Origin of the sequence: Micromonospora sp. NPDC049275 (assembly GCF_043197115.1) — a bacterium.
Classification (GTDB): domain Bacteria; phylum Actinomycetota; class Actinomycetes; order Mycobacteriales; family Micromonosporaceae; genus Micromonospora.
Map to the genome: position 1 here is coordinate 1 of NZ_JBICSN010000007.1, position 26460 is coordinate 26460.

Sequence of the window (26460 nt, forward strand, 5' to 3'; positions counted from 1 at the left end):
GTTCTAGCTTGGTCGCTGAACCAACTACCGGAGACCTCTTCAATTAGCGACCACCGCCACGCCCCAACATCAACGCCCTACGAAACACGGCCTAGCCGCAGAGAGCTGTACGACGTGGTCTCTGTCTGCAGTCGCGAGAAGCCGTCAAGATCGACACGAACCCGTCGGCCATGGGGAGGGTCCGGATTGAACGGCCGGCGGCGGACTCACAGGCACCGACCGTTGTCGCAGTAGGCAATTGCCGCCACAGCGGTGACTGTGGTGCACAGGCCCCGCCCGGACGGGCCATCCGAGTGAGGGATTGGGCGTGTCTTGGAGCACATGGACGCAGAGCTGACCGGCCAACCTGCGGCCTGTCGAGCATGTCAGCTACGTAACGGTGCGGATGGCGGCCAGCGGGTGGGGTTGGCCGGTGAGGGCAGCCAGCGCGGCGGCGACGGCGTGCAGATCGGCTTTGATGTAGGTGGTGGTGGCGGGTCCGCTGCTGTCGGTGTGCCCGGCGTAGGCGCGGGCGACAGCGTAGCCGAAGTGGCGTTCGACCCAGGTCAGGGTGGTGTGGCGCAGCCAATGGATGGAGATGCCTTGGACGGCGACCCACGGTAGCTGTCGGCCGATGCGTTTCCAAATCAGGTCGTAGCGCCGGTAGGTGGCGGGTTGGCCGTTGCGGTAGCGCAGCAGCGCATCGGTCGGTGCGACGGCGCCGCGGGCTCGGGCATGGTCATCCAACCGGGCGGCGAGCATCGGTGTGATGGGCTGCCAGCGTTGCGTGCCGCCCTTCTCGCGCAGCCGGATCAGCGCATGGTCGGTGTCCAGGTCGATCAGGCGCAGCGCGAGAGCCCCGCTGCGTCGGCAGGCCGTTTCGGTGTGCAGGCGCAGGATCAGGGCGTCGAGCACGATGTCGTTGCCGCCGCTGCGGGCGGCGGCGTTGATGTCGGACAGTTCGTCGGGGGTGAGGGCGCGGCGGGTGTTGGGCAGCCGGCGGGGTTTGCGGACCCGGTGGGCAGGGCTGTCCGCGATGGTCAGGTAGCCGTCGGCGATGGCGCGGTTGTAGAAGGCGCGGGCGGCGGCGATGAGGTGCTCGCCGGCGTGCCGGCCGTTTCGGGAGTTGCGGCGAGGGCGGGCGCCTGCGGCGGCCTGTCGCATGAGGGCTTCGATGTCGCTGGCCCGCACTGCGTCGATGCGCCGATCGCCGTAGGCGGCGGCCATTCGTCGCCAAGAGCTGCCGTAGGTGCGTCGGGTGCCAGGGCTCGCTGCGGCGACCACAACAGGAAGGTACTCGGCGACTGTCGGCACGGCGGGCCGGTTACTGTCGGTGAGGTCGGCGGCAGTAACGCCCAAGTGCTTGAGCAGGGCCCGGGCGGTGGCGACACGATCGGGATCCGTGGTCATGAGGGCTCTCCGAGGATGCGGGCGTGCAGGTCGGCCAGGACCGCCGCGATGGTGTTTGAGGGGTGCGCGACGATGCGGTTCTGGCGGGGCAGGGCAGCCAGAAGCACGGGTTCGCCGGGAGCGATGCCGCACAGGTGTCGGACGGCGGCCGGTAGGGGCAGCTCTTCGCGGGTCCCCACGACGTGCGCGCCTTCGGCGGCCGGGGTGATCAGGATTGCGCCGGTCACGACGTCGACGTGCAGGGTGAGGCCCGGTGTCCAGCCCAACGCCCGCAGCAGCGCACGAGCGGTGACGCGGCCGGCGGCGTCGGGGCGCGCCACGTCGAACAGCAGGCGGCCATCGCCACTGGGGGCGGCGGACGTGGGCAATGTCGGCAGCGGTGCCTGATCCGGTACCGCGACGGGCAGCGGGGTTGGCACGAGGGCCTCGACGAGCTGTTCGTCGGGCTGGCGGGGACGCGGGCGGCCGGGACTCACCTAGGCCCCCGCCAGGGCGGACACAGCGGTGTCAGCGCAGGTGGAAGCCAATCCCGGCGTCTGGGTGCACAAATGCCACGTACCGGTTCTCGTCCCCACGCGAGGGGAGTTGATCTCGCGTGGATATCCACGAGAAGTGGTGTCCGAGGGGCGATGCCCCACCGCCGATGACGCTCAGCGCCACTCTGAAGCTCAGGCAAGTCTAGCTTCGGTGGTGACTCTTCGGCGGAGCCGACCACAGTCGAGTACCGCCTCACACTGGGTGCAGCAGCAGCTGCGTCGGCAGGCGTACCGTCGGACATCTTCCGGCCTGGGTAGACACGGTTGAGATGGTGGACTGGGCGGCGGCGCGAAGGGGTCACCTGATGGCCGTGGAGACGAGGCGTCGGATTTGGGTCGAGACAGCGGTGGGTTCCTGCGCTGGGTGGAGTTGACCGATGACGGCCGGGACCGGTCCGCCTATCCGTTCACTCTGCCGGTCGTCGCCGGCCTACGGGCGGCCGGCCAGTTGACGCTGGATCCCGCCGTGACGTTCCTGGCCGGGGACAACGGCACCGGCAAGTCGACCCTGATCGAGGCGATCGCGGTAGCGGCCGGTTTCAACCCCGAGGGCGGATCCACCAACTTCCGATTCAGCACCCGAGCCACCGAATCGTCTCTTGGTGAACACCTACGTCATCACCGGCTGCCGCGACGCCCTGACCTACGTGCAACAACTCGCCCGCTCACGCGAGTTCACCTGGCAGCACATGCTGCTCAATGCACTGCACTTCATGATGCTCCGCCATGACCTCCGCAAATGGCCGGGCCGCTACCGTCCAGGAGACATCCACATCGACGAGGCGCACACCAGCCGACGCGTCTACACCGGGCCAGACGCGGACGACGTTCCGTCTCTGATCTCCGAGCTGATCGACTGGCTGGCCGACGGCGAACCGGAGACCCCGCTGCTCGTGCGGGTCTCCATGGCTCACCTGAACCTGGTCAAGATCCATCCCTGGCAGGACGGAAACGGCCGAATGTCGCGCTGCCTGCACACCCTCGTACTCGCCCGCGACGGTGTCCTCGCCCCGGAGTTCTCCTCGATCGAGGAGTGGCTCGGCGTCGGCCGAAACACCTACGCCTACTACGACGCGCTCGCTGAGGTCGGCGGCCCAACCTGGCAGCCCGACAACGACACCAGCCAATGGATCCGGTTCTGCCTGAGCGCCCACCACCAACAAGCCCAACTGGTCCGACAACGCCTCGACCAAGCCGCGCATCTCTGGGAACTGCTTGACCCTGGGTCCGACGTCACGGCCTGCCCGAGCGGGTCGTCAGCGCCCTACACCTCGCCGCCACCGGCGGCCGAGTACGCCGCACCCTCTATCAACGCGACGAGAACCTCACCGACGACCAAGCAACCCGCGACCTACGCGCCCTCGTCCGGGCGGACATGCTCGAACAACACGGCGAGACCCGAGGCAGGTTCTACCTCACCTCGCCGACACTCCGCGACCTCGCCGCCCCCGCGCTGCGCCCAAAGGAAATCATCAACCCGTACCGACGGTGAGCCGCGGGCTGGCCCCGCACCCGCAAGTCCGCGTCGGCCAGCACGCGCTGGCCGCGGGGTCCTCAAGTAGCTCCTCGGGGTAGGAGGAGGCGGGGGCTCGCCGTGGTTCAGATCTGCTGCCGTGGCCATGTCCCCAGTGCCGTCGCGGCACCGGCTGCCTGGAATGCAAACGACGCCAGTTTACCGGGCGGGAGGGGCCTTAGAGCGGAGCAGGATCGCGCCTCTCGTAGCGGGCCGCCCAGTCAGATAGAGGCAGCCGTCGAAGCAGTGCTACTGGGACGAGAGCATCCCGCGTCGTCCGGCCAATGAGGGAGTCGGTCGTCTCGTGGAGCGCCCGGAAGTAGGGATCCTGCTCGCTGTGCCACGTCCTTTGCCTTGTCTACCCGTCTTAGCTCACTCGCGTCGGCGTATCTGACCGGCATTGGTGCTGGGTGAGAACACAAGTCCCTAAGGCCCCGACGGCGTCGACACAGTCCGTGGTTGCAGGTAATCCCGCCGGCGTCGTCCTATGTCCGCTCAACATGGGCGTTGACATCGGCGGCCTTCGCGTCTGCATCGTGATGGCCCCAAGATGGCCTGCCCCCGCGTTTGAGGGTCTCTCGCGCTGGGCGCTGCGGGTGCTGACGCCCCCACTCGCCGCGCATGAGCCGCACCACGGGCGGTGCCGCCTCCGCGAGACTCGCGGAGGCGGCGCCGCCGATCGGGGGTGGTACGGATCAGCTGCGGGTGGACCAGCGCTGGTTCTGTTGCCCGTTGCAGGCCCAGAGGAGGAGCTTGGTGCCGTTGGCGGTTCCGGCGCCGCTGGCGTCGAGGCAGAGCCCGGACTGGACGCCGGTGATGGTGCCGTTGGAGTTGATGTTCCATTGTTGGTTGGTGCCGCTGTGGCAGTCCCAGATGATGGCCTGGGTGCCGTTGGTGGTGCCCTGGCCGCTGGCGTCGAGGCACTTGTTGCCCAAGACCTGCAGTTGTTTGCCGGCGGTGTGGGTCCAGCGTTGGGCGGTGTTGCCGACGCAGTCCCAGAGTTGGACCTGGGTGCCGTTGGTGGTGGTGCCGTTCGGCACGTCGACGCAGCGGTTGGACTGGCCACCGACGAGTTGGACGCCCTGTGTCGGGTTACCAATGGCCGGCGCGTACCCGGCGGCGGCGATGTTGGCCTGCACCGCGTCCTCGGTCGCCGCGGTCGGGTAGCCGGAGGTCATCACGCCCTCGTAGAAGGTGCCTCGGGCGGTGTTGCTGTTGTCGCCGCCGATGCCGAGGAGGATGGCGCCTTCCTTCTTCATCGGGTGGTAGCCGTTGGGGCGGCGTCCGTCGAAGTAGGTGGTCAGGCCGCCGGCCTGGGCGTTGCCGCCCCGGATGGCCCAGTGGTTGGGCTCGCCCTTGACGATGGCCGTCACGAAGCGGTGGTTGATGGGGGGCATGGGGTTGTATCGCGGGTTCACCCCGGAGAAGAGTCCCCACTCCATGTCCATCATGATCCAGGGGCCGTTGCCGTCCCCGTAGCCCCACACCTTGTTGTTGCCGAAGTAGATGGTCTCCATGATGCCGATGTCGTCGGCCATGGCGTTCGTCTGCGCGTTGCCGTAGTCGAAGCAGCACCCGTTGTTGTAGTGCGTGCCGTCGAGGACGGCGTACATGCCCTCGGGCTGGTCGCCGGTCGCGATGCCGTTGGTGTTGTTGTTGCGGTAGCCGGTGCCCGGAGGGATGTAGACGCCGTACGCCTTCTGGCCGCCGATCGTGATCGGCGCCGCCTTCGCGTCGGCAAGGTTGTCCGACCCGCCAGGGCCGGGGCCCGGCACGCCGCCACCCAAGGCCTGGGTGAGCCGGTTGTTGCGGCCGGACTGGTCGTAGATGATCGTGATGACGCAGTTCGTGTTAGTGCAGAACGTGTCCTGCGTGGCGGCGTCGGCGTAGCCGCCCTCGCTCAGCACGCCGATATCGCGGGTGGTGTTGTCCGACGAGCGGCGAACCTGGTAAAGCGGGCCGTTGTACGCGCCGTACAGCGCGCGGGTGGTGCTGTGCGCGGCCACGCACGGGGTGCCACCCGAGGCGTAGATGTCGCACGGTCCCGTGCCGGCGGCGCGGGCGACACCCGGCGCGTCCGAGACCACGTAGATACTGGCGCCGACAGCGAGAACCAGCATGGTCCCCGTCGCGGCGAGCAGACGACTCAGTCGTCTCTTCACATTCATCGGATCCTCTCGGCGGTGAGGTGGAGCGCGGTGGTGGCGGGTTGAGCCTGTGCTGCCGAACCGACCCGGATCGATACGGTTGGTGGCGTTCGGCGGCGGCGGTTCGAGCCTCGCTAGCGGGCCAGACCGACGTCACACGTCATACCTGTTTACATTAATGCCCGTCCATTCGTTGCGCTACCGGGCGCGGGCCGTCGCATCCGACCCGGTCGACGCCCCGCTGGCCGGGGAACTTGCTGACTCGGGGCTTGGGTTTCCGGACGGATATGCTCGGCAGGGAAGAGGGTGCGTGCCCGTTTCGGGGCAAGAATCGATTCGAGGGCGCGGCATGAACATCGGGGAGATCGCCCGCCGGGCGGGGGTGTCCCGCAGCACCGTCTCCTACGTCCTGAGCGGGAAACGGACCGTGTCGGAGGGGACATGCAGTTGGGCTTCGTCGCCAGCGTCGTCGAGGCGGCCGCCCGCCACGACCTCGACGTGCTGCTGTCCCCGTCCGGGGGCGACCACGACCGGTCGTTCGAGCCGGCCGGCGTGACGCGCCGGTCATCGAGTTCAGCGGCCTCGTTTGTGACGCGGATCGGTGGCGTTCGACCTGATCACGTTCACCGGATCGGCGGCTCGACAGGCTGCACCGAAGGCCGTGGGCGCTCTCGCTGTTCGACGGCCAGTGGGTGTGGCTGACCGGTAAGAGCCAGGGCGGTGGCGACGGCTTGGAGGTCAGCCTTGATGTAGGTGGTGGTGGCGGGTCCCTGGCGGTCGGTGTGTCCGGCGTAGGCGCGGGCCACACCGTAGCCGAAGTGGCGTTCGACCCAGGTCAGGGTGGTGTGGCGCAGCCAGTGCGCGGTGATTCCCTGGGCGGCGACCCACGGTAGCTGTCGGCCGATGCGTCTCCACATCAGGTCGTAGCGCCGATAGGTGGCGGGTTGGCCGTTGCGGTAGCGCAGCAGCGCATCGGTCGTTGCGACGGCGCCGCGGGCTCGGGCGTGATCGTTTAGTCGGCTGGCGAGCAGCGGTGTGATGGGCTGCCAGCGTTGCGTGCCGCCCTTCTCGCGCAGCCTGATGAGCGCGTGGTCGGTGTCCAGGTCGATCAGGCGCAGCGCGAGGGCGCCGCTGCGTCGGCAGGCCGTTTCGGTGTGCAGGCGCAGCAGTAGGGCGTCGAGCACGATGTCGTGGCCGCCGCTGCGAGCGGCAGCGTTGATGTCGGACAGTTCGTCGGGGGTGAGGGCGCGGCGGGTGTTGGGCAGCCGGCGAGGTTTGCGGACCCGGTGGGCAGGGCTGTCCGCGATGGTCAGGTAGCCGTCGGCGATGGCGCGGTTGTAGAAGGCGCGGGCGGCGGCGATGAGGTGCTCGCCGGCGTGCCGGCCGTGTCGGGAGTTGCGGCGAGGGCGGGCGCCTGCGGCGGCCTGTCGCATGAGGGCTTCGAGGTCGCTGGCCCGCACCGCGTCAATGCGCAACTCGCCGAGGGCTGCGGCCATTCGTCGCCAGGAGCTGCCGTCGGTGCGTCGGGTGCCCGGGCTCGCCGCCGCGACAACAGCGGGAAGTCGGCGTGATCCGTCACAAGGGCTAGCGGATGGGGCTGGCCGGTCATGGCCGACAGCGCGTTGGCCACGTCGTGAAGGTCGGCCTTGATGTCGGTGGTGGTGGAGGCTCCGGGGCTGTCGGTGTGACCGGCGTAGGCGCGGGCGATGCCGTAGCCGAAGTGCCGTTCCACCCAGGTGAGCGTGGTGTGGCGCAGCCAGTGTGTGGATACGCCGTGCACGGCGACCCACGGCAGGCGCTCGCCGAGGCGTTTCCACAGGTGGTCGTAGCGGCGGCTCGTGATCGGTTGGCCGGCACGGTCGCGCAGTAGTGGGTCGGTGAGCAGGACCGCGCCGCGGGCGCGGGCGTGCTCGTGCAGGTGTTCGGCGAGGTCGAGGGTGATCGGTTACCACCGTACGGTGGCACCTTTCTCGGTCAGGCGGACGAGTCCGTTGATGGTGTCCAGGTCGACCAGGCGCAGGGCCAGTGCGCCGCCGCAGCGGCAGGCCGTTTCGGTGCGCAGGACCAGTGCGTCGAGGACGACGTCGTTGCCGCTGGTACGAGCCTCGGCGTTGATCTCTTCCAGCTCGTTCGTGGTCAACGCTCGGCGGGTGCTGGGCAGGCGGCGGGGTTTCGCGACCCGGTGGGCAGGGCTGGCGGAGGCGTCGATCAGGCCATCGGCGATGGCCCGGGTGTAGAAGGCGCGGGCGGCGGCGACGACGTGCTCGCCGGCGTGCCGGCCGTTGCGGCTGTTGCGCCGCGACACCGCGCTGGCCATCATCACCTGCTTCAAAGCCTCGATGTCGCTGGCCGCGACGCCGTCCAACGGTCGGTCGGGCCAGGTAGCGGCCATTCGTTCCCAGTAGGTGCCGTACGTACGCCGTGCTCCAGGCCCGGCTGCGGCGAGAACGCGCGGCAGGTACTCCGCGACCGTGGGTAGGGCGGCCCGGGCGCTGGGGTGGGCTTGGAGGTCGGCCACGGTGACGCCCAGGTGGGCCAGGACCTGGTGTGCGGCGGCGACAGCAGACGGGTCAGCGGTCACTGTCGCCTCCTGCCAGCTGATGGTGCAGGTCGGTGAGGAGGCGGGCGACGGTGCCGACGGGATGCACGACGAGCAGGTCATGCGTGATGAAGGCGGCCAGGAGCACAGGCTGGCCGGGCTCGACCCGGCACATTTGCCGGGCGCTCGCCGGCAGGGGCAGTTCGCCTCGGCTGCCCACCTGGTACCGGTCGTCCCGCGCGGAGGTGATGACGAGCATGCCGTGGCACAGCTGGATGTCGAGGCGATGTCCCGGTGCCCAGCCCATCGCGTGCAGGAGGTGCTGGGCGCTCACCCGGCCGCAGCGAGCGGGGAGAGCCATCCACAGCAGCAGCCCCGAGGCGTCGATGATTGCCGTCGGGCAAACGCGGGCGGGTAGCGCTGGCATCGGCGTCGGGCGTGGACTCGGCCGCGCGGGCGAGGCAGCAGGGATGAGCGGACGAACGAGTTGCTCAAGGGCGCGGGTAGGTCGTGTCATGACGACACAACGTCGCGACTACCGACACACCAACGGCCTGCAGGCAGGGGCTTGGATCGGCGGCGGGCGCTTGAGACGATGAGTTGGTGTTGCTCTACGTCGATGCCACTGCCGCGTACCGCGACGACGAAAGGTGGGGCTTCCACCTGGCTAACGAGATGGCCCGACGGCTCCGGGCCTCCTTCGGCGCTGACGAGGTGACGCGGATGCTGGAACGGGCCGCGCTGTTTGCTCCTCCTGAGGGACCGCACTTCGTGTACGAGGAAAATGTGCGGCTCTTCGCGGGACGACGAGGGCGAGGTCCCCTGCATGTCGCCTGGGACACGAATCTGCTGATCGATTACTTCACGTTCGGGCATCAGCTCTGGACGGGCGACAGCGTCGTTGGTCTTGTGTCTGGCGAGGATTACGCGACAGACCTGGAATCACTACAACTTGTTCTTGCTCTGTGGGCGGTTCGGGACATTCGCTTCATCATGCTCGCGGCGTCCGTCGACGACGCGAAGAAGACCCTGTCCCAGGAGCGTCGCGTGCAGCGGCTGCTCGCCTTCGAGGAGTTCACCGCCGCGCTACAACTCCTAGGCTGGGGGGAACCGGAGGAGCGCCCCTCCCGCGAAGGCCTGCTGATCCTGCCCGAGCGGGAGATGACGCGAGCCTTGACGGCTGTCCCAGCCGGGAACGACCGCCGGCTGGTGCACGATGCGCTCCAGATCGGCGCGAACGTCTTCTTGACGCGCGACCTCGGGATCCTCAAAGCCACGGACGCGTTGCGGCCGTTTGGTCTGCTCATCGCGACGCCCGCTGACCTGCTCGAGGAACTGTTCGCCTGCGGGGCTTTCCATTGCTTCCTCGGTCCGCGCTACCTGTACTGGCCGGCACCCGACCAGCAAAGGATCGGGCATCTCATCCACGCGCTCGATCCCGACAAACGGCCGTAGCGCGACCGCATCAGCGTCGACAGCCCCACCCGGGGCCGGCTGCTGTTTGGCAGGATGCCTCCGTTACCGGTACGGCGGTCCGATACACCTTCTGACGTGAGGAGATGCTGTCATGCCAGAAGGGCTAGACGGACCGAACGTCATCACGGCCGGGACGTCGCAGCTTCTCCTCGCCGTGGTCAGTGGAGGCGAGGCCGTTCACCTCGTACGCCGCACCAACCCGCCTGAAGCAGGCTGCGGTGCCCTGTCCGACGCACACTTCTACCAGGCGGACAGCGACCGGGAACTGATCAAGCGACGATACGACCTCGCCGCGCTTGAGGAACCGGTCTGGGCGCAGACGACGATGTGCGGTCGGGCCTGGTTGGTGATGGCCGGCGGTGATGGCGGACCCGTCAGCCGGTACCGGGAGCCGGCGTTCGCGCCAACGTGTCGACGGTGTCTGGCGTTGATGGACCGTCTGTTCCCGGCTCCTGCGGTCGATGAACGGATGCCGGTCGTGGCGCAACTGGTCGTCGACCTGGTGCGGCAGCACGGATACGCAGAGGTGCGAAGGGTGCCCGGCGACCAACTTTTCGCACTGCGCAAAGCCATTCGATTACTGATCAAGCAGCAGATAGGCCAGCCGTGTCGGACCTTCGTACACGACGACGTGCTGATGGTGGTATGCGAGTCACTCGGCGACCGCGAGGCTGAACAGCAGGCTGCCGTCGAAGCAGCCGAAGCAGTGCTGCTGGGGCGAGACCAACTGCCCGCAGTCCGGCCAGTGCCGGAATGGGTTGTCTCGTGGAGCGCCTGGAAGCGAGGGTGACGTACTCGTTGCGCACCTCCCCTCCCCCTTGTGCCTATGCCCGACTCGCCCGTGCTCCTCATCGTGAGCATCGAGACGCGAAGGAGGGTGACCGATACCGACGTTCAGGTCCTCAGCTCTTATGAGTCAGACGAGCCGCCGTCTAGGTGGGTAGCGTCCCGGCAGGCGACGCGCCGTTAATTTGGCTTGGTCGGCAGAGCAATTGGCCACTAGCGTCGCGGCCATGATGGGCAGGGTGTTCGATGAGCCGCGTATGACTCGAGAGCGTGGAATCAGCCCGGCGGAACCGACGGTGAATTGGTTCTTGGAGTGCACCCGGCCGCAGGCCGCACAGGGGCGGCGCATCATCAACGAGATGTACTCGCGGTTCCCCGACCGGGATGGGCGGCTGCACGCCGAACTACGGGCGCCGGACGACACGCGGCTGTACAGCGCGCTCGACGAGCTGCTCGTGCACGACCTGCTGTCTCGCTGGTACCAGGTGAGCTACGAGGAGGGCATCGGCACCCGTCCCGACTTTCGCCTCTATACCTCCGAAGGCTCGTATGTGGGGGCGGTGGAGGTCTTGACACTGACGCTGCGCGAGGACTGGACCGCGGAACAGCGCCGCCACGCCGTGCTGGTCGATGACCTGAATGCCCGTCTGACGCTGACCACTCACTCGATCATGGTGGAGATCCGCCGGTGGGACCGTGCCCCGCGGATGCGTCCGCTCGTCGCCTGGATCGACAAGACGATCTCCCAGCTGCGCGATGATCCAGCCGCGTTGCCCGTCGAGCATGGTGTGCCCGGGACGATGTACCGCAGCGCAGCCGTCGACATCGACGTCCGCTTCCTTGCGCTACCCGCCGGCTACCGCATCTGCGCCGACGACGACATCGTGGTCAATGGCGCGGCAATCGGGGGTGCTGTGGATTCCGCAGCCAGGCTACGGGAGCGGCTCGAGCAGAAGGCCGTGAAGTACGAGCTACGCGACAAGCCGTTCACGATCGTGGCTGGCATCCGTGACAGCATGTGCGACATCCGGGATGTTCACGAGGCCTTGACCGGCACGTCAGCAATCCAGATCCCGAGCGGAGCCATGATCCGTAAGGGTGACGGGTTCTTCGGCACCGGCCGGGACCGCACCGCCGGCAAGCACCAGCGGGTCTCGGCTGTCTTCTCGGTGCACGAGTGGTTCCCTGGTGGCCCCTACCGGCCGCGAATAACCCGGTTCGACAACCCCCTGGCGTCGTACGCCTTCCCCGCAGACGCGATGCCCTGCGGCGGCCACTGGGGCGTCACCGAACAGACCCAGCAACACGTCCGGGCTGACTGGCTGACGCCGGCACAGGCCATGCTGCCCGCCTGAGTCCTCCCCCGCCCTTGACGGTTTCGCCATGGCGCGTCTGTCGCGACACCGCGTCGATCTGCTTAGGGTGTGGCGCTGTCGACACCTGGCCCACATCCGACGGAGGCATTCGCGATGACCGCCCCTGACCCCACTCGCATGGTCAAATACTGCCGCGACGCGCTGCCCAGCATGCTCACTGAAGTCTGCGACGTAGACGACGACCTGGCCCACCGTATCGGCGACGACGTGTTGCAGCGAGCCGAGGCGCTGGCGGCCCTGCCGCAACGTGAGCAAGACGTGCTGATCGCACCGTTCGTCGAGGAGGTGTTCGACCACAAGCCGCTGGCGGCACCGCTGGACCTGAAGGCCAAGGTCACCCTCGTGGTGCGAAACAGCCTGCTCGAGCAGGCACACCACGACGGTCCGCTTGACGACGGGATCATCCCGGCGACGGAGTACGCGGCCGGCCCGCTGTCGCATCTGCTGGCCGCGCGCCGCCGCCAGCCCATCGCCGCTCAGGATCCGAACCCTTTCGCCGGGCTGGCCGAGCGCTATCCACGTGCGTGGGCGTGTCTGGACGCGCTGACCGACACCTTCGCCGACGGCGGCCGCGGTCCACTGCGCCTACCGTCGGCACCCATGCCCAGCCTGCCGTCCGGCAACGAGGTAGTCACGGCACCACCGTCCGACGACGACACGGTGACCGTGTTCAGCGCGATCGACCCGCGCTTCGACCAGGGCCTGGTGGACCTGCTCGCGAAGGCCGCCGATGGCAACTTTGTACTGTGCACGTCGGCGCTGAGCCGGTACTCGCGCAACAGCGAGAAGCTGCACCGCATCCTCGAATTCCTTCTCGCGCACAGGGCCACAATCCTGACCACCAACTATCTGATCCGCCACACCGACGTCTGGGTCCGCCGCGGCGCGCTCGTCAAACCAGACAGCAGCAAGCCCTTCGCCGGCGCGCTCGACACCCAGGGACTGGCCGGCACCCACCGGAAGATAGCCGAGAGCGTCGCCGCGCAGCGCGGTCTGCGCTGACTCCATCAGGCGGTCGAGCGTCGGCTTCAACGCGTCATTGATCAACTTCGGATGCCGACGTTTTCGGAGGTAATCGAAAGGGGTGCAGCTGGCCACTAATGCCTGCAAGAGCGGTGGCAACGAGCTCACGACCGACCGATGCCGCGACCAGCAGCCGATGACTCGGCCACCGCGTCGCCAAGTGCCACACCGACTGCTGCTCACGAATGGCCTTGCGCCCCTTGGACCACGGGCAAGCCGCACCAGGAAGATGCACGTCGCCAACGTGGCAGATCAAGGACACTCCTTATCGTCGGAGCTTCGCAAGTTTGCGTCCATCGCCCATGATGGACGTCGTGTCCAAACGACAGATGATCGCCTGCGCGCTCCTTCTGATGATCGTTGTCTCGCTAGTAATGATCTTTAGTGGGAGCCTCGACGGCGCGGCGGCCTGGGCAAACATCATCGCGTTACCGGTAGCGATCGTCGGCATGATCTTGACGATTCGAAGCGCCAGCGGCTCGGCATCCTCGTCTGGCGCTCAGCATCGGGACAGCTTGAGCGGTCCGGCGAAGTCGGGCAGAGCTAGCTCCGTGGTCAACCAGGTCGGGTTCAGTGGCGGGCGTCAGGCCAACGTCGCGGGTGACTACTTCGAGCGAGGCCATGATGATCGCGAGGGCAGGTAAGCGTGGTAGATCGGCAAACTGGCTTTGGTGGCGAACGTCAGGCCAACGTCAAGGGGTCCTACTACGAAGGGAACGTCGATAAGAGCACCCACACGCATCACCATCGTCACTACGAAACCAGAGCGAATGTCGACCTCAGAGAAGATGAGGCAACAGAATCTGGCTCCGGAAGTGGCGCGGCAGCAGCCGCGGGTGGTGGCGGACTGGGCGTCGTCGTCGTTCTTGCTGTCTTGGGCTACTTCATCTTCGGCGGAGATGAGCCGTTCCCTGCGACGTCAGATCCCTGGCCGGCTGAGGTGAAGCAGGAGGCCGTGGTCGCGGCTGCAGGTAGCTGGCTCGACAAATGCGCGAAGTCACCGTCTGCGACCCCCGCCAATTGCCCGCAATCCATCGTCGAGACCTCGGACGTCTCCAAGGTCCGATGGGCCTTCTACGGCAACCCTCTGGAAGCTGCGGTCATTCACTACAACGAAGCGGAGAGCCGCTTCGACATGCTCGGGACCGTCATGGTGACGGCGGACTACACCGCTTCAAAGGAGCTACGCCGCGTCGTGACGCCAGCGAAGTACTGGGCCAAGGTGAAGTGGGTCGATGGGAGACTTGACGTCCAGGAGATCAAGGAGCACTCGGCCATAGGCGACCCCGATGTAGTGAAGCAGGATCCCAAGGTGCCTTGGGAGCTGGTCGCCGCGAAGCTGAGCGACGCTTTCACACGATGCGTGCGAGACGCCAAGTCGGCTATGCCGGCTGGATGCCCCGAATGGAGTCCGCCGTCGGGCGCCGAGAAGGTCAAGTGGTCTTCCACGGGTGATCCACTTTTGACCGCGCGTGCCACCTTCGATCCGAAGTTTGCGATCTACCGCGTCAAGGGCACGTACGAGCTGGCCGTCCGCTACACCTGGCTCGGAACCACGAAGACCGACACCCGGAATCCCACCTATGAGGCTTGGATCGCTCCAACAGCGGCAGGGCCTGTCGTGCTCCAGATCAAGGACGCGACCACCGTCTAGGTCTGATCATCATCTTAGGGCGCTCTCACCTACGGCCAGTGGGTGTGGCTGACCGGTGAAGGCTGCCAGGGCGGTAGCGACAGCGTGCAGGTCGGCCTTGATATAGGTGGTGGTGGCGGGTCCTCGGCGGTCCGTGTGTCCGGCGTAGGCGCGGGCCACACCGTAGCCGAAGTGGCGTTCGACCCAGGTCAGGGTGGTGTGGCGCAGCCAATGCGCGGTGATTCCCTGGGCGGCGACCCACGGTGGCTGTCGGCCGATGCGTCTCCACAGCAGGTCGTAGCGCCGATAGGTGGCGGGTTGGCCGTTGCGGTAGCGCAGCAGCGCATCGGTCGGTGCGACGGCGCCGCGGGCTCGGGCGTGATCGTTTAGTCGGCTGGCGAGCATCGGTGTGATGGGCTGCCAGCGTTGCGTGCCGCCCTTCTCGCGCAGCCGGATGAGCGCGTGGTCGGTGTCCAGGTCGGTCAGGCGCAGCGCGAGGGCGCCGCCGCGTCGACAGGCCGTTTCGGTGTGCAGGCGCAGCAGTAGGGCGTCGAGCACGATGTCGTGGCCGCCGCTGCGGGCGGCCGCGTTGATATCGGACAGTTCATCGGGAGTGAGGGCACGGCGGGTGTTAGGCAGCCGGCGGGGTTTGCGGATCCGGTGGGCCGGGCTGTCCACGGCGGTGAGGTAGCCGTCGGCGATGGCCCGGTTGTAGAAGGCGCGGGCGGCGGCGATGAGATGCTCGCCGGCGTGCCGGCCGTGTCGGGAGTTGCGGCGAGGGCGGGCGCCTGCGGCGGCCTGTCGCATGAGGGCTTCGAGGTCGCTGGCCCGCACCGCGTCAATGCGCAAATCGCCGTAGGCGGCGTCCATTCGTCTCCAGGAGCTGCCGTAGGTGCTTCGGGTGCCAGGGCTCGCTGCCGCGACAACAGCGGGAAGGTACTCGGCGACTGTCGGCACGGCGGGCCGGTTACTGCCGGTGAGGTCGGCGGCGGTGAGGCCGAGATGCTCGAGCATCGCTCGGGCGGTGGCGACACGATCGGAATCCGTGGGCATGAGGGCTCTGCGAGGATGCGGGCGTGCAGTTCGGCCAGGACCGCGGTGATGGTGTTTGAGGGGTGCACGACAACGCGGTTGCGGCGGGGCAGGGCAGCTAGGAGGACGGGTTCGCCGGGGGCGATGCCGCATAGGTGTCGGGCGGCGGCCGGAAGGGGCAGCTCCTCGCGGGTGCCCACGGCGTGCGCGCCTTCGGCGGCCGGGGTGATCAGGATGGCGCCGGTCACGACGTCGACGTGCAGCGTGAGGCCCGGTGTCCAGCCCAAGGCCCTCAGCAGCGCACGAGCGGTGACGCGGCCGGCGGCGTCGGGGCGGCCCACGTCGAACAGCACGCCATCACTCGTGCGGGCGGAGGGCGCGGGCAATGTCGGCAGCGGTGCCGGCTCCGGCGACGCGACCGGCAGTGGGGTGGGTATGAGCGCCTCGACGAGCTGCTCGTCGGGCCGGCGAGGGCGCGGCCTGCCGGGGCTCACCTAGGCCCCCGCCAGCACGAGGGCGAGGGTGTCAGCGCAGGTGGCGCCGGCTCCCCGGGGTCGGTGTGCACATATGAGTCGTCGCGGCTCGCGTCCCCACGCGAGAGGAAATTGATCTCGCGTGGAAATCCACGAACTGTGGTGTCCGAGGGGGGACTTGAACCCCCACGCCCTATACGGGCACTAGCACCTCAAGCTAGCGCGTCTGCCATTCCGCCACCCGGACCTGCTCGTTCAGCCTACCTTGCCGCTCAGATGATCTTTCCATCCGAGGTCGGCACGGCGAGCCGCACGGGGAGTTACTGTACACGGCACTCGTGGATCATGCACATCGCCTACCGAGCCCCCGCCGACCCGCCCTCCCGCCGCTGCTCACCCGTCACCGAAGGTCACCGAAGCGGGATCGGGCGTGGGCCCGGGTAGCGTCGGCGGCTCGGTAACGGCAGCATTGCCCTGTGTCCCATCCCTCTCCTCTGGCCGCCGTCCAGCAGCAGGCCCTCGCACTGCGCACCGCGGGCGACCTCGGCGGTGCCCGGCAGCTGCTCGCGGACGCTGTCGGGTCCGCCCGTCCGCCGTACGGCGAGGACCATCCCGAGGTGCTGCACACCGCGCACCTGCTGGCCCGCCTGCATCGCGAGGCGGACGACCCGCTTGCCGCCCGCCGGGTGCTGGAGGAGGCCTTCGCTGCGGGCGAGCGGCGCTGGGACCACTCCGCGCCGATGATGCTCGCGCTCGCCTTCGAACTGGCGGAGGTCGCCGAGGAGTTGGGCAACAGGCATGAGGCCCGCCGCAACTACACGCGCGTGGCCAGCGCCGGGCCCGCCGTGCTCGGTGAGCACCACCCGGTGGTACGCGCCGCCCGTGACTACCTCGGCAAGGCCAGCCCTGACCCAAAGCGGCCGGACGTCGGGTCGTCGACGTCCACCTCCGCTGCCCCCACGGAGAACTCTGGAGCGTTGACCGGCCCGACGCTGTCCCTGGCGACCCTTGCCGCGATGCGGCCGATGGCGGGCGACCCTTCGGCACCGGCGTCGCCCTGGGCCCCGCCGCCTCCCTCGGCCCCCACCCGTCCGGCACCGACCGCGTCTGCCCCGTCACCGGCACCGGCCACCCCCGCCCGTCCGGCGCCGACCGCGTCCGCCATGTCGCCGGGGCCAGCCACCCTCGACCGTCCGGCGCCGCCGCGCCAGCGGGCCGAGCAGCAGCCGGCGGCGTCGCCCCGGCCACCGGTCGCGCCGCCGCCTCGGGCCGCCGGCGAGCCGGCGCCCGTCCGGCAGCAGCCGCCACCCGCACCGCCGCGTCAGCGCACGGGTGATCAACCGATCCAGCCGGTCGTCAAGGCGCAGCCCTCGGCGCCGGCGGCCGCGAACCCGGCCCCGCCGGCCGCCACGCAGCCCTCCGCCGTGCCGTCGGCATCCCCACCGTCGGTTCCGGCGCCGCGGTGGGCAGACCCGACCATTCAGGTACGGCAGATCGAGCCCCTGCTGGCCGAGGAGGCCGCGCGGATCGCAGCGGCCGGACCGGGCGGACCAACCCGCACGACAGGTCGGCCGGGGCCTTCCGGGGTCATCCCGACGACTCCGGGCGCGGCGCCCACCCGCCCGGTGAGCGGGCCACCGCTGCACCACGCGGTCGGCGCGACGCCCGCCGCGCCGCAGCCGGTCTCCGCGCCGCCGACGCAAGCCGGACCAACCTCCGCACCGGCCGGGCGTCCTTCCCGTCCGGTGTCGGCCCCGCCCGATCACGGCCAACCCGTCTCCGGACCACCCGACCGGTCGCATTCTGCTTCCGTGTCACCGGCGGTCCCCACCCCGCCGGTGGCCGGACCGCCCGGCTATGGCCCGCCCGTATCCGCGCCACCCCTTCACACGTATCCCGTGTCGGGGCCACCAGCGCCGACGTTTCCGGTGTCCGGACCACCCGCCCACGGCCAGCCCATCTCCGGACCACCCGGCCACCCCTACTCCGTGTCCGGACCACCAGCGCCGACGTTCCCGGTGTCCGGACCACCCGCCCACCACTACCCCGTGTCCGGACCACCCGGTCACAGCCAGCCCGTCTCCGCGCCGCCGGTGAGCGCGCCGCCCTGGGGACTGACCGCCCCGCCCTGGACCAGCAGTGCGCCCCCGCATCCGCTGCCCACGGCTGGCGGCCACCCCCCGGATCCGAGCCGGACGGACATCGGGGAGCCCACCCCGGACGGTGAAACCACACCGCACGGTGAAACCACACCGATCGGGGAGACCACTTCGAACAGTGCGGCCATCGTGGGTGACCGGTCCGCCGCGGGCGGCGAGAGCCTGCCGATCGCCGGCTCGGCACTGTCGACCGTGCAGGGCGAGCGGTCGGGGCTCGCGTCCGCGTCGACGGAGGTGTTCCCGGCCGTCGGACCAACGCCGACCCCACCGCGGGACACGACGGCGGGGTTCGTCGCGCCTGTGACCTACCCGCCGGTCGCCCCCACGCATCCGCCCGCCGCGCAGTACCCGGCCAGTCAGCAGTACCCGGGGCAGCCCTATCAGCACAGCCACGAGGTGTACCCGGGGCAGCACTACCAGCAGGACGCCTACTCCGGTCCGTACGCCGACGAGGGTGGTTCGACGGGCCGCAACCGGGCGACGCTCATCGGTGCGGCGGTGGCGGCAGGGGTTGCCCTGGTCGCGGTCGCCGGCCTGGGTGTGGTGGTGCTGAACCGTGACGACGCGCCACCGCCGCCCGGCGCCGCCGTGACGGCGACGTCGTCGGCTGCCGGCCCCCCTCCCGGTGATCTGAAGCTCCGTGACGACGTTGCGACGATCACCCTGACCTGGACGGACCCGTCCGGTGGCGCGGTGCCGTTCATGGTCGCCGGCGGGCGGGCCGGTCTCGCGCTCGGGGTGATGGCCACCGTGGAGCCCGGGCGTACCAGCCACACGGTCAACGGGCTCAGCTCCCGGGTGGACTACTGCTTCACGGTGCTGGCGGTCTACTCCACGGACAGTTTCGCCACCTCCGGCCAGGTCTGCACGAACCGCGAACGGTCCACGCCGCCGAGCTGACCCGCAACGGTGCATGCTGCCGAGCTGACCCGCGATCGGTCCACGCCGCCCGACGGACAGAGTCGGATTCGCGATCCTCGAGTTGAGCTGGGCGTCCACTGCGCACGCTCGGTATCCACAGGGGTGACGGTGCGGGTTCCCCCGTTCCCGGTCGGGCCATATGATGGCACCCGGCTCAGGGGAGGGGTCGCCGTGAGGCGTACGCCACCTGCCACGACTCAGGGAAGGCAGCCGGCTGTGGCCAGCATCGACGACGCCGAGCGGACCGACGCCCCCCGTTCCCGGTCCCGACTGCGCGGCGGGCTGGTGACGGTCGGCACGGTCACCGCGCTGCTGGCCGCCATGGGGCTGACCGTCCTGGGGCTGGGCGCGGCGGACAACGCGGTGGCCAACTACGACGCGAGTTCCTGGCTGTGGAGCGCGGCGCGCAGCGAGCTTGCCCGGGTCAACGGGGTCACCGCGCGGGTGGACACCCGCACCGAGGTTCCGGGCGCCCGCCGACACCCGATGCAGGTCGCCCAGACCGATCGGCTGCTGATCCTGCGTGATCTGCAGACCGGGCAGATCAGCTCACTGGACCTGGCCACCCTGCAGCTCACCGCTACGACGCCGACCACACCCGGCCTGGGTGTGAGCGTCGCCCTGCACGAGGACGCGGCGTTCGTCGTCGACGCCGTGCAGGGCATCGTGCGGCAGCTCGATCCGCGGTCGTTGAGCCCCATCGGTGAGCCGGTGCGTTATCCCCCGGGCATCACCGGCGGCACGTTCGACGGCGAGGGCCGGCTCTGGATCGCGGTGCCCAGCGAGGGCACCGTCTCGGCGGTCACCGCCGCGAAGCTGCCGTCCGCGCCGGCCTCGGCGGCGCCGGCCGGGGGCGGGCTCAGCCCGGAGCGGGTCGAGACGTACGACGTGGCGGACGCCAGCCACGAGCTGGTGGTCTCCACCCTGGACGACGGGGTGGCGGTGCTCGACCGCACGGCCGGCCGGCTGGTGCGGGTGCAGCACGGTGAGGTCCGTCCGACGCCGTTGACGCTGCCCGGCCCGGCGGCGATGCCGACCCGCACCTCCGGGCCGCGGGTGCCCGTGACGGTGCCGGCGGAGCGGCGGGTGTTGGTGGTGGGTGACGCCGGTGAGGAGCGGGCGTTCACGGTGCCGGGCAGCGGCGACCGGCTGAGCCCGGCGGTGGCGTGGGCCGACCGGTTCTACTGCGCCGACGAGGCGACCGGCACCATCTACTCCTTCGACGCGGGCGGCCAGTTGGTCGACACCATCAAGGGCCGGGCGAACGGCCCGCTGGAGATGGAGGTGCGGGAGAACCACCTCTTCATCAACTCGCCCGACTCGGCGACGGCCCGCGTGGTGGACGACAAGCACCAGGTGCGCGAGGTCGACAAGTACGCCAACGACGTGCTGGGCGGTGACCCGCCGCCTGCTCCCCCGCCGCCGCCTCCGCCGAAGAAGCCCCGGGTGGGCAAGCCGAGCGCGCCGCGCAGCGTCACCGCCGCCGCCGGCAACGCCCAGGCCCGGGTGAGCTGGCGGCCTGCCGCCGCGAACGGCGCCGAGATCATCAAGTACGTGGTGCAGGGCGCCGACCAACGCCTGGAGGTGGGCGCCAACCAGCGTTCGGTGGAGGTCAAGGGGCTGACCAACGGCGAGACGTACCGTTTCGCGGTGCACGCCGTCAACGCCAAGGGTGATGGCCCGGCGCGCAGCAGCAACCCGGTGACCCCGACCGCGGCGGTGCCCGATGCGCCGACAAGCGTCACGGCGCAGGAGCGGCCGGACGGCACGGTGGTGGTGAAGTGGCCGGCCGCGAACGGGCAGGGCAACAAGATCGCCAAGTACGCGGTGACGGCCACCTCGGCGGGGACGAACGCGCCGGCCGGAGAGTCGACGAAGACCGAACTGGTGGTGCCGGCCGGTGAGCTGGAGTTCGGCACCCAGTACGCGTTCACGGTCGTGGCGGTCAACGACAAGGGTGCCGGCTCGGCGGCGTCGCCGGTCAGCAACACCGTGGTGCCGTACGCGGCGCCCGGCCGGCCGCTCGACCTGCAGGCCGGGACTGTCGCCGACCAACCGGGCGCGGTCACCGTGCAGTGGTCGCCGGCCGAGGCGAACGGGCGGCCGGTGACGAAGTACCAGGTGGACGTCGGTGGCAGGACCAGCGAGGTGACCGAGACCCGCACCACAGTCACCGGCCTGGGCAACGGCCAGAACGTCACGGTGAAGGTGAAGGCGGTGAACGAGGCCGGGGCGGGCCCGGAGGCGACCGCCACGGCCCGTACGGTCGCGGCGCCGCAGGTCACGGTCACCGGCTCGTCGTCGACGGCCACGTCGGCGACTGTCACGTTCACAGTGGATGCGGGCGGTGGCAGGGCCACCTGCTCGCTGAGCACGTCGGGTGAGCCGGCGAAGGCCGGGGCCTGCTCCAGCATCACGATGACGGGGCTGACGCCGGGCACGAAGTACACGTTCACGGTGACAGCCACCAACGCGGCCGGGAGGGGTACCGCGCAGCGGGCCGAGGACACGCTGTCGTTGTACGGCATCGCCACCTGCCGCAACGGCGCCTCAGGGCCCGAGTCGACCTACTGTGACCGGGACGTGAGCGGCCGCAACGGAAACGAGATCTTCTCGGTCACCCGGCAGGACAACGACAAGCAGGTGGGCTGGGCGAAGCCGGGCACGCGACTGCAGGCGTACTGCAAGAAGTCGGGCGAAGAGGTCTACGCCTACATCTACAACAACGACAAGCGCAGCACCTGGTGGGTGCAGGTCGACTACAAGGGAAAGAACTACATCCCGTGGGCCTGGCTCAACCTGGAGGGCGGCGACAACATCAACGTCCTGCCGACCTGCTGAACCACCAGCCGAGGAGCACCGCCGACCGTGAACATCCACGAGCCGCTCACCCAGCCGGAGGTGCAGGGTTTCGCCGCCCTGGCCGCCCGGCTGGCCGAGAACGTCAACGCGGTGGTGCTCGGCAAGCCGCAGGTGGTCCGGTTGGCGCTGACCGCGCTCTTCGCCCAGGGTCACGTGCTGCTGGAGGACGTGCCGGGGGTCGGTAAGACGACCCTGGCGCGGGCCATCGCCGCGACGGTGAAGGGTCAGTGGCGGCGCATCCAGTTCACGCCCGACCTGCTGCCGTCGGACGTGTCCGGTGTGACCATCTTCAACCAGGCGAGCAGGGACTTCGAGTTCCATCCGGGGCCGGTGTTCGCCAACATCGTGATCGCTGACGAGATCAACCGGGCGTCGCCGAAGACCCAGTCGGCGCTGCTGGAGGTGATGGAGGAGCACACGGTCACCGTGGACGGGGTGCGGCACCCGGTGCCGTCGCCGTTCCTGGTCGTCGCCACGCAGAACCCGGTGGAGATGGACGGCACCTACCGGCTGCCCGAGGCGCAGCTCGACCGTTTCCTGGTGAAGCTGTCCGTCGGCTACCCGGACGAGGCGGTCGAGGTGGAGGTGCTGCGCGGTGCGACGGTCCGCTCCCCCGAGGCGCTCGCCCCGGTCACCGACACCGCGACCGTCGGGGAGATGGTCCGGATGGCCCGCCGGGTGCACATCGCCGAGCCGCTCTACGCGTATGCGGTCCGGCTGGCCGCCGCCACCCGCACCCATCCGCAGGTACGCGTCGGGGTCAGCCCCCGGGGTGTGATCGCGTTGACGCGGGCGGCGTGCTCGTACGCGCTTATCGACGGCCGGGGCTGGATCATGCCGGAGGACCTGAAGGCGCTCGCCGAACCGGTGTTCGCGCACCGGCTGCTGCTCACCCCGGACGCGCAGGTGCGCGGGGTGACCCCTGCGGAGGTGCTGCGCCAGGCGATCGCCTCGGTCCCGGTGCCGCTGCCGTCGGGGCAGCCCGCCCCGGTGCAGGGCTGACCGGCAGCAGCGCCATGGGGATCACCGCCCGCGGAGTCGGGCTGCTCGTCGCCGCTGTCGTCCTGCTCGGCCTGGGGTTCCGTTTCGCGTACCCCGAGTTGACGCTGCTCGGTGCGGCGGCCGGCGCGGCCGTCGGCTACGCGGCGCTGACCGCGGCCTGGCGGCCCCGCCTGCTGGTCGGCCGCCGGGCGGACCCGGACCGGGTGGCGCGGGGGGAGCCGGCGAGCATGACGCTCACCGTGCGTAACGCCGGCCGGCTGCGGTCGGCGAACCTGCTGGCCGAGGACCGGTGTGGTAGCCGTGCGGTGCCGGTGCCGCTGCTGCGCCTGCGGCCGGGGCGGGACACCGAGGTCCGCTACGACGTGCCGACCGTCCGTCGGGGGGTGGTGCCGGTCGGTCCGCTGCGGGTGACCCGGCGCGACCCGCTGGGCCTGGTGGCGCTGGCCCGCCCGTACGGGGAGACGACGCCGGTCTGGGTGCACCCTCGGATCCATCCGCTGACGGCGGTGCCCACCGGTGCGGGGCGCAGCCTCGACGGCCGGGTGGACGGGGTGCCGAACGGGTCGATCACGTTCAATTCGTTGCGAGAGTACGTGGTGGGTGACGACCTGCGTCGGGTGCACTGGCGCACGAGCGCCCGGGTCGGCGAGCTGATGGTGCGCGAGAACGTGGACACCAGCCTGCCCCGCCTGGTCGTCCTCCTGGACAACCGCGCCGCCGCGCACCCGGATCGGGTGGACGGGGTGGCCGAGTCGTTCGAGTCCGCGTGCGAGGCGGCGGCGTCGGTTGTCACCGCCGCGCACCGAGCGGACCTGCCGGTGCTGATGCTGCTGGTCGGCACGGAGCTGATCGAGCGTGGGCCGGGGGACGCCGAGATGGCGCCACTGGACCGGCTCGCCGCCGCCGACCTGTCCGACGAGGCCGACGCGTTGCGCGCGGTCACCAGCCGGCTGCGCCAGGACCGGCTCGGCGACACGCTGATCTTCCTGACCGGCCCCGGTGGGCGGGACGGGTTGGGGCACGTCGGCGCGCTGCGCGGCGCGTACCCGTCGGTGGTGGTCGGGGTTTTCGGCGCGGCCGAGCCGACGCCCGCGGGCACTGCCGGCCTGGTGGTGGTCGACGCGGTGGACGGCGCGCAGTTCGCCGCCGAGTGGGACGGGGTGCGCCGGTGGTGACGGGCGTCGAACCTGACGTGGCGGCGGACCCGCGGCGGGTGCCCTCGACAGCCGGCCGCGCGACCGGGCGGGTGGTACGCCTGCTGCGGGCGGCCGTCGTGCCGCTGGCGTTGATCGCGCTCACCGGGCTCGCCGGGGTGGTGCTCGGCCGGGTGTACGCGGGCGACCTGCTGACCCGGCTGGTGCTCGGCGCGGCGGTGGGCTCGGTGCTGGTCAGCGTGGCGGCCCGACGGCTGCCGTCCTGGCTGGTCGCTCCGGTGTCGATGGCGGCGTTGGTCGGGTGGACGCTGTGGTCGCTGCGACTGGCCGCCGCCCGCGCCGACCTGCCGGGCAGCCTGCTGGAGGTGAGCGCGGACGCGGCGCGCAACGGCATTCCGCGGCTGCTCACGGCGATGATTCCGGTGGAGCCCACACCGGACACGGTGCTGGTCCCGGTGGTGGCGGCGTGGCTGGCCGGTCTGGCCGGGGCGGAGGTGGCGCTGCGCGCCGGCCGGGTGCTGCTCGGCTACCTTCCGGCCGCGGGGCTCTACGTCGCGGCCCTCTACGTGGTCGGCCCGAACGCCGAGCCTGCGATCGGGACGACTGTGGCCTTCGTAGCGGTCGCGGCGGTCGGGCTCGCCGCGCCGTCGGGTGTGCCGGCCGGCGGGGATCCGACGGTGGGTCTCGCCCCGGGGGTGCGCGCGGCGGTGCGGCTTCGGCTGGCTGCCTCGGCGGCGCTCGGCGTGGTCCTGGTGATCGGCCTGGTCGCGCTGCTCGGCCCGGTGGTCGCCGGTCAGGTCGACGGGCGGCCGGTGGACCCGCGCCGGTACGTGGAGCCACCGCAGGTGCAGACGCTCGACGAGAACCCGCTGATCCGGATCTCCGGCTGGGCGCTGCACCCGGAGCAGAAGCTCCTCGACGTGAGCACGGTGGGCGCGGCCCCGCCCGGGGGCAACACGGACGACCCGAAGGCGGCCCGCAGCGTACGGATCCGGTTGGCCGTGCTCAGCGACTATGACGGGATCACCTGGCGGGTCGGTGCGACGTACCGCAACGCGGGGCGGATCCTGCCGGCCACCGAGCCGGCCCGGGACAGCACGGTGGAGACCGTTCGGCAGGACATCACAGTGGCGGAGCTGAGCGGTCGGCTGCTCCCGGCCGTGGCGACGCCCCGCGAGGTCAGCGGGGCGCGGGTGGCGTACGACCCGGCGACGGGGACGCTGATCCGGCCGGAGGGGCTGACACCGGGACTGCGGTACACGGTGATGTCGGCCCGGGAGCGACCGGACAACAATCTGCTGGCCACCGCGAACGTGCCGGCCGGCGAGGAGGTGGCCCGGGTGCTGCGGGTCGCCGACGGGGTGCCCGACCCGCTGCGCCGGTTGGCGGCCCAACTCGCCGAGGAGAACGGCGCTCCGTACGCGCGGGCGGCGGCGATCGAGCAGTTCCTGGCCGAGCACTACCGGGTGGTGGCCGACGCGCCGAGCGGGCACGCGTACCCGAACCTGGCCTTCTTCCTCTACGGCCCGCGCAACGGCGGCGGGCAGCGGGGCACGTCGGAGCAGTTCGCGGCGGCGTTCGCGGTGCTGGGCCGGCTCTCCGGGCTGCCGACACGGGTGGTGGTGGGCTTCTCCTCCGGGGGGCAGGGGCCGGTGCGGGCCGGTGACGCGTACGCCTGGCCGGAGGTGCTCTTCGACGGGTTGGGTTGGGTGGCGTTCGACCCGCTGCCCCGCCCGGAGAACGAGCCGAGGCCTGTGGAGGAGGACTTCCGTCCGACCCCGGAGGACCCTCCGCCGTCGGAGGCGCCGGCGCCCACGGTGGAGCCGACGGCGTCGTCGGAGCCGGTGGCCGCCCCCGATGGCCCACCCGCACGAGGTGGCGTGTCCACGCCGGTGCTGGTCGCGGGCGGCAGCGGTGGTCTGCTGCTGGTGGTGGGGGCGCTGCTGCTGACCCTGTTGGCGATGCGTCGCTCCCTCACCCGCAACCGGCTGGTGCGGGGTGACCCCGGCCAGCGCATCGCCGGCGCCTGGCGGGAGGTCACCGACGCGCTGCGGCTCGCCGGTCGACCGGTCGGTGACGATCTGGCAGCGACCGAGGTGGCCGGACGGGCCCGGCAGGCCCTCGCCGACGCGCGAGCGGGCAGCAGCGGCGACGGCACGACCGGAGGCGGCGCAACCAGCAGCGGCGCAACCAGCAGCGGCGTCCCCCGAGACGAGCCGGCCACCGGCGACGGGCCGGCCGTCGACGAGTTGGCGGCCCTGCTCAATCAGGTGGGCTTCGCCCCTGGTGCCGCGACGCCGGATCAGGCGACCCGGGCCGCCGAGGTGGCCACCGCCTACGTGGCCACCCTGCGCTCCGCGCGCCCCCGGTGGCGTCGCCTGCTCTGGTCGCTCCACCCCGGTCCCCTGCGCCGAGCCCGCCGCTCTCCGCGGTGATCAG

General features: G+C 70.4%; 21 protein-coding genes, 1 tRNA gene and 1 pseudogene. 15 read left to right on the forward strand and 8 right to left on the reverse strand.

Annotation, left to right across the window (positions count from 1 at the left end):
* Positions 1–369: 369 nt before the first annotated feature.
* Both ACGFIE_RS21320 and ACGFIE_RS21325 read right to left on the reverse strand, forming a co-directional pair.
* On the reverse strand, positions 370–1389 hold the full coding sequence (locus ACGFIE_RS21320; RefSeq protein ID WP_393297004.1) for a tyrosine-type recombinase/integrase: 1020 nt from the start codon (positions 1387–1389) through the stop codon (positions 370–372).
* Positions 1386–1808 carry a hypothetical protein gene (locus tag ACGFIE_RS21325; protein WP_393297006.1) on the reverse strand — a complete coding sequence of 141 codons (423 nt, stop codon included), beginning with the start codon at positions 1806–1808 and terminating at the stop codon, positions 1386–1388. The genes ACGFIE_RS21320 and ACGFIE_RS21325 overlap by 4 nt, the downstream gene beginning before the upstream one ends.
* A 481-nt stretch (positions 1809–2289) precedes the next feature.
* Here ACGFIE_RS21325 and ACGFIE_RS21330 point away from each other — a divergent pair.
* Positions 2290–2484 (forward strand): annotated as a pseudogene (locus ACGFIE_RS21330) (AAA family ATPase); the annotation flags it as partial.
* A 43-nt stretch (positions 2485–2527) separates the two neighbouring features.
* Entirely contained in the window at positions 2528–3487 is a 960-nt protein-coding gene (locus tag ACGFIE_RS21335) for a Fic family protein (RefSeq protein ID WP_393297008.1), read from the forward strand.
* 646 nt (positions 3488–4133) lie between these two features.
* On the opposite strand, the gene ACGFIE_RS21340 is transcribed toward ACGFIE_RS21335, so the two are convergent.
* Entirely contained in the window at positions 4134–5606 is a 1473-nt protein-coding gene (locus ACGFIE_RS21340) for an arabinofuranosidase catalytic domain-containing protein (protein ID WP_393297010.1), read from the reverse strand.
* Positions 5607–5934: 328 nt separating this feature from the next.
* On the opposite strand from ACGFIE_RS21340, the gene ACGFIE_RS21345 reads away from it, so the two are divergent.
* The gene (locus tag ACGFIE_RS21345) at positions 5935–6141 is read left to right on the forward strand and encodes a LacI family DNA-binding transcriptional regulator (RefSeq protein WP_393297012.1); all 207 of its coding nucleotides are present in this window, start codon (positions 5935–5937) and stop codon (positions 6139–6141) included.
* A gap of 67 nt (positions 6142–6208) precedes the next feature.
* On the opposite strand, the gene ACGFIE_RS21350 is transcribed toward ACGFIE_RS21345, so the two are convergent.
* Positions 6209–7081 (reverse strand): tyrosine-type recombinase/integrase, encoded by an 873-nt coding sequence (locus tag ACGFIE_RS21350; RefSeq protein ID WP_393297014.1) that lies wholly within the window; start codon positions 7079–7081, stop codon positions 6209–6211.
* Positions 7082–7332: 251 nt separating this feature from the next.
* Between ACGFIE_RS21350 and ACGFIE_RS21355 the strand changes: the two genes are divergently transcribed.
* Positions 7333–7455: a hypothetical protein gene (locus ACGFIE_RS21355; protein ID WP_393297016.1), complete on the forward strand. Its 123-nt coding sequence runs from the start codon at positions 7333–7335 to the stop codon at positions 7453–7455.
* A gap of 75 nt (positions 7456–7530) precedes the next feature.
* Here the strand turns inward: ACGFIE_RS21355 and ACGFIE_RS21360 are convergent, their stop codons facing one another.
* Both ACGFIE_RS21360 and ACGFIE_RS21365 read right to left on the reverse strand, forming a co-directional pair.
* The gene (locus tag ACGFIE_RS21360) at positions 7531–8166 is read right to left on the reverse strand and encodes a hypothetical protein (protein WP_393297018.1); all 636 of its coding nucleotides are present in this window, start codon (positions 8164–8166) and stop codon (positions 7531–7533) included.
* Positions 8156–8551 (reverse strand): hypothetical protein, encoded by a 396-nt coding sequence (locus ACGFIE_RS21365; protein ID WP_393297020.1) that lies wholly within the window; start codon positions 8549–8551, stop codon positions 8156–8158. The genes ACGFIE_RS21360 and ACGFIE_RS21365 overlap by 11 nt, the downstream gene beginning before the upstream one ends.
* A gap of 176 nt (positions 8552–8727) precedes the next feature.
* On the opposite strand from ACGFIE_RS21365, the gene ACGFIE_RS21370 reads away from it, so the two are divergent.
* The 6 genes from ACGFIE_RS21370 to ACGFIE_RS21395 all read left to right on the forward strand — a co-directional run bounded on the left by ACGFIE_RS21370 (position 8728) and on the right by ACGFIE_RS21395 (position 14439).
* Positions 8728–9579 (forward strand): hypothetical protein, encoded by an 852-nt coding sequence (locus ACGFIE_RS21370; protein ID WP_393297022.1) that lies wholly within the window; start codon positions 8728–8730, stop codon positions 9577–9579.
* A gap of 112 nt (positions 9580–9691) precedes the next feature.
* A complete protein-coding gene (locus ACGFIE_RS21375) occupies positions 9692–10390 on the forward strand; it encodes a hypothetical protein (RefSeq protein WP_393297024.1) in 699 nt (232 codons plus the stop codon).
* Between the two features lie 223 nt (positions 10391–10613).
* Positions 10614–11741 (forward strand): hypothetical protein, encoded by a 1128-nt coding sequence (locus ACGFIE_RS21380; protein WP_393297026.1) that lies wholly within the window; start codon positions 10614–10616, stop codon positions 11739–11741.
* 114 nt (positions 11742–11855) lie between these two features.
* Positions 11856–12764 (forward strand): hypothetical protein, encoded by a 909-nt coding sequence (locus ACGFIE_RS21385; protein ID WP_393297028.1) that lies wholly within the window; start codon positions 11856–11858, stop codon positions 12762–12764.
* Positions 12765–13099: 335 nt separating this feature from the next.
* Positions 13100–13429 carry a hypothetical protein gene (locus ACGFIE_RS21390; RefSeq protein WP_393297030.1) on the forward strand — a complete coding sequence of 110 codons (330 nt, stop codon included), beginning with the start codon at positions 13100–13102 and terminating at the stop codon, positions 13427–13429.
* A gap of 2 nt (positions 13430–13431) precedes the next feature.
* The gene (locus ACGFIE_RS21395; protein WP_393297032.1) at positions 13432–14439 is read left to right on the forward strand and encodes a hypothetical protein; all 1008 of its coding nucleotides are present in this window, start codon (positions 13432–13434) and stop codon (positions 14437–14439) included.
* A gap of 9 nt (positions 14440–14448) precedes the next feature.
* Here ACGFIE_RS21395 and ACGFIE_RS21400 read toward each other — a convergent pair whose 3' ends face one another.
* Complete coding sequence (locus tag ACGFIE_RS21400) at positions 14449–15432, reverse strand: tyrosine-type recombinase/integrase (protein ID WP_393297034.1); 984 nt, start codon at positions 15430–15432, stop codon at positions 14449–14451.
* A 651-nt stretch (positions 15433–16083) separates the two neighbouring features.
* Positions 16084–16170: transfer RNA gene (locus ACGFIE_RS21405), tRNA-Leu, on the reverse strand.
* A 229-nt stretch (positions 16171–16399) separates the two neighbouring features.
* Here ACGFIE_RS21405 and ACGFIE_RS21410 point away from each other — a divergent pair.
* The 5 genes from ACGFIE_RS21410 to ACGFIE_RS21430 all read left to right on the forward strand — a co-directional run bounded on the left by ACGFIE_RS21410 (position 16400) and on the right by ACGFIE_RS21430 (position 26456).
* Complete coding sequence (locus tag ACGFIE_RS21410) at positions 16400–18982, forward strand: tetratricopeptide repeat protein (protein WP_393297036.1); 2583 nt, start codon at positions 16400–16402, stop codon at positions 18980–18982.
* Positions 18983–19219: 237 nt separating this feature from the next.
* On the forward strand, positions 19220–21844 hold the full coding sequence (locus ACGFIE_RS21415; protein WP_393297038.1) for a fibronectin type III domain-containing protein: 2625 nt from the start codon (positions 19220–19222) through the stop codon (positions 21842–21844).
* Positions 21845–21871: 27 nt separating this feature from the next.
* A complete protein-coding gene (locus ACGFIE_RS21420; protein ID WP_363688357.1) occupies positions 21872–22867 on the forward strand; it encodes a MoxR family ATPase in 996 nt (331 codons plus the stop codon).
* 14 nt (positions 22868–22881) lie between these two features.
* Complete coding sequence (locus tag ACGFIE_RS21425; protein WP_363688355.1) at positions 22882–24042, forward strand: DUF58 domain-containing protein; 1161 nt, start codon at positions 22882–22884, stop codon at positions 24040–24042.
* Entirely contained in the window at positions 24018–26456 is a 2439-nt protein-coding gene (locus tag ACGFIE_RS21430; protein ID WP_393297040.1) for a transglutaminaseTgpA domain-containing protein, read from the forward strand. Before ACGFIE_RS21425 ends, ACGFIE_RS21430 begins: the two co-directional genes overlap by 25 nt.
* Positions 26457–26460 lie beyond the last annotated feature (4 nt).